General features: G+C 50.3%; 7 protein-coding genes and 3 tRNA genes. All 10 read right to left on the reverse strand.

From position 1 onward, the window contains the following. Positions 1 to 61: 61 nt before the first annotated feature. Positions 62 to 1069: a LacI family DNA-binding transcriptional regulator gene (locus tag AC6CIF_RS31685; protein ID WP_498202737.1), complete on the reverse strand. Its 1008-nt coding sequence runs from the start codon at positions 1067 to 1069 to the stop codon at positions 62 to 64. A gap of 129 nt (positions 1070 to 1198) precedes the next feature. After that, positions 1199 to 2005 carry a 5-deoxy-glucuronate isomerase gene (iolB, locus tag AC6CIF_RS31690; RefSeq protein WP_074093115.1) on the reverse strand — a complete coding sequence of 269 codons (807 nt, stop codon included), beginning with the start codon at positions 2003 to 2005 and terminating at the stop codon, positions 1199 to 1201. A gap of 108 nt (positions 2006 to 2113) precedes the next feature. Further along, positions 2114 to 3166 carry an inositol 2-dehydrogenase gene (gene iolG / locus AC6CIF_RS31695; RefSeq protein WP_340018940.1) on the reverse strand — a complete coding sequence of 351 codons (1053 nt, stop codon included), beginning with the start codon at positions 3164 to 3166 and terminating at the stop codon, positions 2114 to 2116. A 69-nt stretch (positions 3167 to 3235) separates the two neighbouring features. After that, positions 3236 to 4711: a CoA-acylating methylmalonate-semialdehyde dehydrogenase gene (locus AC6CIF_RS31700; RefSeq protein WP_498202738.1), complete on the reverse strand. Its 1476-nt coding sequence runs from the start codon at positions 4709 to 4711 to the stop codon at positions 3236 to 3238. Positions 4712 to 4811: 100 nt separating this feature from the next. After that, positions 4812 to 5822 carry a 5-dehydro-2-deoxygluconokinase gene (iolC, locus tag AC6CIF_RS31705; protein ID WP_047841171.1) on the reverse strand — a complete coding sequence of 337 codons (1011 nt, stop codon included), beginning with the start codon at positions 5820 to 5822 and terminating at the stop codon, positions 4812 to 4814. A gap of 199 nt (positions 5823 to 6021) precedes the next feature. Further along, on the reverse strand, positions 6022 to 6924 hold the full coding sequence (gene iolE, locus AC6CIF_RS31710) for a myo-inosose-2 dehydratase (protein ID WP_498202739.1): 903 nt from the start codon (positions 6922 to 6924) through the stop codon (positions 6022 to 6024). Between the two features lie 53 nt (positions 6925 to 6977). After that, positions 6978 to 8843, reverse strand: coding sequence for a 3D-(3,5/4)-trihydroxycyclohexane-1,2-dione acylhydrolase (decyclizing) (iolD, locus tag AC6CIF_RS31715; RefSeq protein WP_498202740.1), 1866 nt, complete (start codon positions 8841 to 8843; stop codon positions 6978 to 6980). Positions 8844 to 9224: 381 nt separating this feature from the next. Then, positions 9225 to 9295, reverse strand: a tRNA-Gly gene (locus AC6CIF_RS31720). 10 nt (positions 9296 to 9305) lie between these two features. Then, positions 9306 to 9379, reverse strand: a tRNA-Pro gene (locus AC6CIF_RS31725). Positions 9380 to 9386: 7 nt separating this feature from the next. Continuing rightward, positions 9387 to 9465, reverse strand: a tRNA-Leu gene (locus AC6CIF_RS31730). Positions 9466 to 9478: the final 13 nt, after the last annotated feature.

Genomic DNA, 9478 nt, shown 5'->3' on the forward strand with positions numbered 1-9478 from the left:
AATATGACATACGTAGACTTGGCCTCACGTCTGTTCAGCGTACGCCGAAAACTATTTGTTTTCAGCTCAATACACGACCTGCTGATTCTCGGATAACCAGCTCAGGCTTCAGCACAATCTTCTGTGGCTCTTTTTGTTCATCCTTTAACTCTTCAATCAACAGATCTACAGCGCGATGTCCCAGTTCTTCAATTGGCTGGGCAACGGTCGTAAGCGGTGGACTGGTTACCGAAGCCAGAATGGTATTATCAAACCCGATAATCGACACATCCTCTGGCACGCGTAGCCCCAGCTCTTTGGCTGCCTGAAGAGCACCGATGGCCTGCATGTCATTACAGCAGAATAAGCCTGTGGGATGATCGTTCTCACCGAGCAGCAGTAACGCCTCTTTTTTGGCCGAGCTCAGGTCAGCTGCCGATTCTCGGATCTGATTCGGTTCCAGCGTATGACCTGCCTTAATCAGGGTTTCACGGAATCCACGTACACGTTCCTGACTGCTGCTGACTTTGGACGGTTCCGACAGAACCGCTACACGGGTGTGCCCAAGTTCAAGCAGATGCTCCGCTGCGAGTGCTCCACCGAGAATGTCATCAATGGTGACTGTATGAACCGACAGGGATGGCATATGACGTGCAATCAAAGCGACAGGGATAGACTGCTGCAAAAGTGGTGACAGAATGTCGGCATTATCGATCCCGGTTCCGATCATCATGCCATCTACCCTTTTTTGCTGGAGCAGATTCAGATAACGCTCTACCCGCTCGTCCTTATTATCCGTGCTGCAGATGACCACGCTGTATCCCAATTGACGGCTTCGATCCTCCACCGCTCTGGCGAGTTCTGCGAAATACGGGTTTGAGATGTCCGGTACGAGCAGCCCCAATGTATACGTCTGCTTACCTGTAAGTGCAGCTGCGATCGCGCTGGGTTGATAGTGAAGGCGTTCCATGATCTCCATAATCTCGGCGCGCCGCTTCTCACTGATCTTGCCTTTGCCATTAATGACCTGCGAGACGGTTGCAATGGATACACCCGCCTCGCGTGCTATATCGTATATGGTTGCTTTCATTGTTTTTCCCCATTTGTGCTATATATAAATTTCGTTATACATAGATAATTGTTCTCTTCTTCTCATTATGCAGGGGGAAGTCTGCATACGCAACTTGAAGCCAGCACAATGTGCGTAGCATGAACTGTTTTACTTTTTCATCAACCACTCATGGTCAGGATCGTTATGGAATTTCCAGGTCCGGGTTGGTCCAGCCATCACGTTCAGATAGTAGACCTCATACCCCGGAGGAGCGCCTACCGGATGATATCCGTCCGGAACAAGCACCACTTCTCCGTTTTTCACTGCTAGCGTCTCGTCCACAGAACGATCATCCGTGTATATACGCTGAATGGCAAACCCCTGCTCAGGCTGTACACGGAAATAATACGTTTCTTCCAGCAAAGATTCATCCGGGAGTGCGTCCCGATCATGCTTATGTGGCGGGTAACTGGACCAATGCCCATCTGGCGTGAATACCTCAACAACGAGCAGACTGTCCGCTTCCTTTTGTTCCGGCAAAATGTTGTGAATCTGGCGTTCCAGATTGCCATATCCTCGTGCCTCTACCCCTACATCTTCGGGTGCAATGAGACGAGCCGGGTACGTGCCTTTACCGGGTGCAACACATATAGCGATTTCCAGTTCGGTACGTGCTGTGATCTGCACTTGATCGGAAGTTGAGACGTAGACCGAATACGGCGGAATTTTCTCGAAAACACTCATTCTTTTTCCGATATTATCCCATGTGTGCTCCCGGGTACTTACATTGGCGAAACCACTGAGAAGCACCACACAGAGTTCCTGATCACCGCTCTCACGGGTTAGCGTCTCCCCCTCCGCCAGCTTCGCTACCTGAAAACCAACATATTCCCACCCCGCCGACTCCGGTGTTACGTTTATAAGTGTACCGTCTCCCTCCGGGTTGACCACGGGTTTCACAATACGTTCTGACATCTTGTCATCCACTCCTTTCTGTAATCATCCACAACAACCTGATACTTATAAAAACAAAAACCTGGACTATTCATGCCCTCTATTAGAAAAAGTGACTTTAATCATCCACTATGGCGTTGCCGTTTGCGATTCCAGTGACATCCCAGGAACTTCACTCAGCTTCACAGGTCTTCCCCGCTCCATGGACAGTTTTGCTGCCAGCGCAATTCGTTCTGCCTGTACTGCATCGTGGCCATCTACGATAACCGGTGTATCATGGAGGATTGCATCGATAAAGAGGGCTGTCTCCTGCACATACGCTTCATTGTAGCGTTCCAGGAAAAAGTGTAACGGTTTGTCGCGCATGAGCCCGGCCGCTGTACTGATCTCAGCCGTATTCGGATGATCATTCGCCGCTGCGGCGCTGCCCATCGAGCCAAATACTTCAACACGCTGGTCATACCCGTATACAGCCTGACGACTGTTATCAATGACACCAATCGCTCCATTGGCAAAAGTCATCGTTACAATAGCTGTATCCACGTCACCATGTTCCGCAAAGACCGGATTGATCAGCACGTTGCCCTGAGCGTACACTTCTTCCACTTCACTCCCGGACAGATACCGTGCCATGTCAAAATCGTGGATCATCATATCCATGAAGATTCCGCCAGATACCCGGATATACTCCGCAGGTGGTGGACTCGGGTCGCGAGACGTAATTTTGATAATATGCGGATCACCAATCGTACCATCCTGCACATGCGCACGTATCCGTCTGAAGTTGTGATCGAAGCGGCGGTTAAATCCAATTTGTAGCTTCACTCCAGCCTTCTGAACTGCCGCTACAGCCGCTTGGGTCTGTGCCAGATCCATGCTGACCGGCTTCTCGCAGAAGATATGTTTGCCCGCCTGGGCGGCCTGTTCGATCAGCGGCACATGTGTATCTGTTGAAGAACAGATCAGCACCGCGTCTACATTAGGCATCGAGATCAACTCGCTGCTGTTCGTTGTTACAACAGGGATGCCACGACTGGAGGCCCAAGCCTCCAATTCAGGACCTGCAAATAAGTCACTGATTCCCACAATCTCGGCATGCGGGTTACGCAGGAGATTGTCTGCATGAATTTTGCCGATCCGTCCAGCACCGATGATGCCGATTCTCACTTTGTCCTTGCCCATTCCGTTATCCTCCCTATTTGCGTCCATATGGGCTGGGCGTTCCCCTTAGCCCGAGTGATGCTCTGGTTGTTACCAGCGCGCCGTTACCATCTTCTTGCGAGTGTAGAATTCAACACCATCCGTACCATTGGCATGTAGATCACCATAGAAGGACTTTTTCCAGCCCGAAAACGGGAAAAATGCCATTGGCGCAGGTACGCCCAGGTTAATACCCAACATGCCCGCATCAATCGTTTCACGGAATTGACGCATACTCGCCCCGCTGCGGGTGAACAGACACGCCCCATTGGCAAAGTCGGAACGGTTCGCCAGCTCAACAGCTTCCTCCAGCGTAGACACTCTTGCCACCGAGAGTACTGGAGCAAAGATCTCATCCTGCCAGATTTTCATATTGCTATCAACTTGGTCGAATACCGTAGGCCCTACAAAATAACCGGATTCACCTGTCGCCTGATCCTTACGTCCATCCCTGATCAATGCCGCGCCTTCCTGCTCTCCGGCTTCAATGTAACTAAGTGTGCGCTCTTTATGTGGTCCACGGATGACGGGACCGAGGAACACGCCATCATCCATACCGTTACCAATGGTAATGCGGTCTGCTGCTTCCACCAGCTTTTGTACCAGTTCGTCAGCCACATCACCCACAGCGACAACAACCGCACATGCCATGCAACGTTCCCCTGCTGAACCAAAAGCTGCACTGGTAATCTCTTTCACGGTTAGATCCAGATCGGCGTCCGGCATAACGATGGAGTGGTTTTTGGCACCCGCGAGTGCCTGTACCCGTTTGCCATGCTTGGATGCAGTAGTGTAGACGTATTCAGCTACAGGTTGTGATCCGACAAAGGAGATCGCTTGAACATCCTTATGTTCCAGCAACCCGTTCACGACATCATGTGCACCGTGAACAATGTTGAGCACACCGTCCGGAAGCCCTGCTTCCTTAAACAGCTCTGCCAAGCGGCCTGCCAGCAGCGGTGTACGTTCGGACGGCTTCAGAACAAAGGTGTTACCACACGCAATAGCCAGCGGGAACATCCAGCACGGTACCATCATCGGGAAATTGAATGGGGTAATTCCCCCAATAACACCGATCGGGTAGCGATACATGCCCGACTCCAGCCCTGTAGCGATGTCAGGCAGTTGTTTGCCCATCATCAAATTCGGGGCACCTGCCGCGAACTCGACGCATTCAATGCCACGTAATACCTCGCCGTACGCTTCGGCATAACTTTTACCGTTCTCCAGTGTCACCAGGCGAGCGAGCTCTTCCCAATGTTCAACCAGCAACTGCTGGTAGCGGAACAGAATACGTGCACGGCGCGGAACCGGTGTGCTGCTCCAGGATTTGAACGCTTCTCGTGCTGTCTGAACCGCCAGATCCACGTCCGCTTGTTCAGACAGTGGCACATGTGCAATAACTTCTTCCGTGGCCGGATTCACAACCGGCTCCGTACGAGTTGACACTGGGGTTACCCAGGCACCTCCGATCCAGTTTTGTACCATTCTCGCTGTTGCAGACGCTTCAGAAATTCCTTTTCCCATAGCCCTGTCTCCCTTCGCTTATGTGTGATCCCTTATGTTGAACTTATATCATTGATGTTTGATCTGTATGAGTGTGTTATTCAAAGTATTGCAAGGTGCTTCAAGACACGGTAATCTCGCCCCGATTGCAACGTTCGATGTAATCATTCACCTGTTCTACTGTTGGCATCGCATCCGAACAGCTGTGGCTTGAAATGACGATACTTGCTGCGCCACTGCCATAGGCCATACTGCGCTCAATTGTCCAGCCCTGCATCAATCCATACAGGAACCCGGCTGCGTAGGAATCGCCTGCGCCAAACGTTTTGACCACTTTTGCCGGATAGCTGTCCGCACGGTGGGAAAGTCCTTCACGCGTATAAGCAATGGACCCTTCCTTGCCGTGTTTGATTACTACAATATTCGCTGAGAAATCAAACCATTTCTGTGCAGTCACCTGATCGCTATGATCCGGATTGTGGTCGAATGTCTCCATCATGTCGAACTCTTCACGTGTGCCCAGGATGATATCGCATTTCTCGGCTGCGAGGTTGTAATATACCGCTGTCTCTTCGTCCGATGTCCATGTGTATGGGCGATAGTCCAGATCAAACACAATAACTGTGCCATGTTTTTTTGCATACGTTAGTGCCTGTAATACGGCTTCACGGGATGGGCTCTGCGCGAGGGCTGTGCCTGAGATTAGCAGCACTTTGGAGTCAGCAATCAACTGCTCTTGTACCTCTTGCGCCTGTAATAACAAATCCGCTACATTGTCCCGGTACATCAGGATACTGCAATCCGTTGGGCTTTTGATTTCGGTAAAAGCAAGCCCTGTCACCGCTCCAGTGTCATCTGTAACTACATTTGATGTGTCGATGCCGTTCTTCTCCAAATAACTCTGGATGAATCTGCCCATCTGGTCACCCGCGATCTTACCGATAAAAGCCGTCTCCATACCCAGTCTGGACATGCCAATCGTAATATTGGCCGGAGAGCCGCCAACATACTTCGTGAACGTCATCGTCTCTTCCATCGGGCGATTGATCTCATTGGCGTTCAAGTCGATACACAAGCGGCCAATCGCGGTGAAATCCTTCTTCCTGGATACCGGAAAGGATACGTAAGTCATTGCATGTGAGCCCCTTTCTGTAGTGGGATTTTCCATGTTGTATATGATTATCTAGACTCGTTACTCATTCGATCGTGAGGATTAGTAATCGGCTAGAGTAAGTCAGTTTTATTTTCCAATCGTAACGTTATACTCTTGCTGGCCTTCTTCCTTTTTCACTTCATAGGTGCGGCATCTGACCGCTGCAATGCTGAACGAATCAGCTGTGTTGATATAACGACTCCATATAGTTCAAAGATCGCTTCGCATACTCATACGGGTTATGAATTGCAGGGTCCTGCTCTCCTTCAAGCATCGCCCAGCCATCGTACCCTCGTGTGATCAGTTCTTGCAGAATTGGTGCAAAATCAATGCATCCATCCCCTGGTACGGTGAACACTCCTCTACGAATACAGCCGACAAAGTCAGACTGCTCCGCGCGTGCTTCATCCAGCACATGAGGGCGGATATCTTTCAGATGGATATAGGCGATCCGATCATAATGTTTGCGCAGCAGCTCAAGTGGATCGGCTCCGCCATAGTAGGCATGACCAGTATCATAGAGCAGATACACGAGAGAAGGGTCTGTCAGCTCCATCAGTCGATCAATCTCATCCGGTTGTTCTACCACTGTGCCTCCATGATGATGATACGTAAGCTTCAACCCATGTTCGCGGGCAATAGCTCCTGCTTCGTTCAATCCTTCAGCGAGGATATGCCATTCAGATTCGCTGAGTCTGAGCACTTCTTTTTCATTCGGTGTCCGTCTTGGATCAAAATGAAGTGACCCGCCTACCTCTGCCGTACTGATTACCTTACTGCCCATGGATTGTAGAAATTCCGCATGTCTGCGATAACCGTCCAACTCCGACTGACGATATGCCGGGTCGGAGAAAAGTACGGATTTCCACTGGGAGACCAGCTTGATATTCCTTTTGCTCAATTCCTCACGCAATATAGCAGGATCGGTAGGATATTTACGTCCCATCTCTGTACCCGTCAGCCCAAGACGCTGAATGTCATCCAGAATCTGTGCACACGTTGTCGCATCACCATGCTCCTTCACATCTTCACCGACCCAATTGATCGGATGAATCCCAAGCTGGAATGGCAGCTTGCTCATTGCTCCACGTCTCCTTTGTCGTTCATCATTGTGGTTCACTATATTAAACCGGATTAAATCAGTCTTGCTTTGGCACGGTTGGCTTGCATGGTGTGATGAGCATGAACTACCTTCTCTTCGGCAGATACCTCAGGTACACCAACATTCCACCATGACTCGTATCCACCTGCGTTGGTTCCAGGCACGACCGGAATCTCAATCAACGTACTCACTGTTTCGTTCTTCGCATCTCGGAGTGCTTGTTCCAGCTGTTCTGCTGTCTCCGCTCTATAGGATTTGGCTCCCATGCTTCGGGCGTGAGCTGCAAAGTCCATTGGCATGTAATCCCCGGTCAGTCGTCCACTCTCAGATTCCCGATAACGGAACTCATTGCCGAACCCGTCACTACCATGTTCCCGCTGCAAATTATGAATACATTGGAATCCATTGTTGTTGAATAATAAAATAGTCATCTTCTTCTGTTCCTGCAAACTGGTCACAAACTCCGAATGCAGCATCAGATAACTACCATCCCCTACCATGGCGTACACTTCACGATCCGGCTCGGCAAGTGCTGCTCCGAACGCTCCACTTACCTCGTACCCCATACAGGAGAACCCATACTCCATGTGATACGTCTTTGGTTCAGCCGCACGCCACAGACGATGCAGATCACCCGGCAGACTGCCCGCCGCACACACAATAACGGAGGATGGATCAATGGTCCTGTTAACGATGCCAACTGCTGTAGTCTGTGCCAGCCCTGCTTCATGTTGAGCTGCATACAGCCGATCCACTTCTGCATTCCACTCAGCGCGAAGATCAGCGATTTCAGATGCGCCATATGCACTTCGGTATTGTCTTTCCTGCAATTCCTTTTGCAGAGCCTGCAGTCCTTCGCGTGCATCTGCCAGAATGGCTTCCCCGCCTAACTTGGCGGCATCCATACTGTTCAGGTTGATGTTGATAAATGACACTTCTGAATGTTGAAAAGCAGAGCGGGACGCCGTCGTAAAATCGGAGAAACGAGTACCGACGCCGATCACAACGTCTGCTTCTCTCGCCAGCCTATTGGCTGCCAGAGAGCCGGTAACCCCGATTGCCCCCACATTTAGTGGGTGGTCCCAAGAAACTGCGCTCTTGCCCGCCTGCGTCTCGGCGATCGGAATACCAAATGCCTCGGCGAATTCCACGAGCTGGGCGGATGCCTCAGAGTACAACACACCGCCGCCTGCAACGAGCAGCGGCTTTCTGCCTCGGGCAATCTGCTCCGTTGCCCGCTCAATGGCTGCCTGTACCGGGGGGCGACGATCCAGATAATGTACTTTGCGGGCAAAGAACGATTCTGGATAATCGTACGCCTCTGCCTGCACATCCTGCGGCAGTGCGAGCGTTACTGCTCCCGTCTCTGCTGGATCGGTTAGCACACGCATGGCCTGTGTAACAGCAATCATCAGCTGTTCGGGACGAACAATGCGATCCCAGTACTTGCTGACGGCTTTGAATGGGTCAGTAGCTGAGATTGTATAATCACTGCTCACTTCCAACTGCTGAAGTACCGGGTCCGGTTCCCGTGTAGCAAAGTTATCTCCAGGAAGCAATAAAACCGGAATCCGGTTCACTGTTGCAGTAGCTGCCGCTGTGATCATATTCAAAGCACCAGGTCCAATGGATGTTGTACATGCATAGATCTGTCTACGGTTCTTCTGCTTGGCATAAGCCGCTGCCGTATGCACCATCCCTTGTTCGTTCTTGCCTTGCATATACGTCAGGCTTCCCGGACTGCGCTCCAGCGCTTCTCCAATGCCTGTTACATTGCCATGTCCAAAAATACCGATGATTCCCTTCACAAACTTGGTTTCCACCCCGTCAACCGAGATATATTGCTGATCCAGGTATCGAAGCAGTGCCTGAGCCATCGTTAATCGAATTGTTTTCATGAGTTTGATCGCCGTCCTTTCCTTTACGGGTTAAGCGCTTAATCTACGTTAAGTTTAAGCGCCTTACCCCTAAAGGTTAAGCGCTTAATTGATATGGTATTACAGGTTAATGATTTACGCAAGCTATTTTTGTAAGCGTTTTTATAAATTGTGATAAAGAAAAGATATTCTTGTGTTCGAACATGTGTTAGACCTTCTCTATTTGACCACTTCTACAATGACTAAGAACAGACTTAAATGAGGGGGAATCCATGGTGAGGATGGGATACATGCTAAAGCCATATAATCCGTGATCTTTGCATACAATTATGATCAATATGCCTGTTAATGCAAAAAAAAGAAAGAGACGGTGAGTACCATCTCTTTCTTTTTCAATATTTAAGCGGGTGATGGGAATCGAACCCACGCTATTAGCTTGGAAGGCTAAAGTTCTACCATTGAACTACACCCGCATAACAACAATCGGGATGACACGATTTGAACATGCGACCCCCTGGTCCCAAACCAGGTGCTCTACCAAGCTGAGCTACATCCCGTTATCTATACCGGCGAGAGGACTCGAACCTCCACGGTTTCCCACTCGATTTTGAGTCGAGCGCGTCTGCCATTCCGCCACGCCGGCAAAATATGAAGTT

The organism is Paenibacillus sp. GQ49 (genome assembly GCF_059759055.1).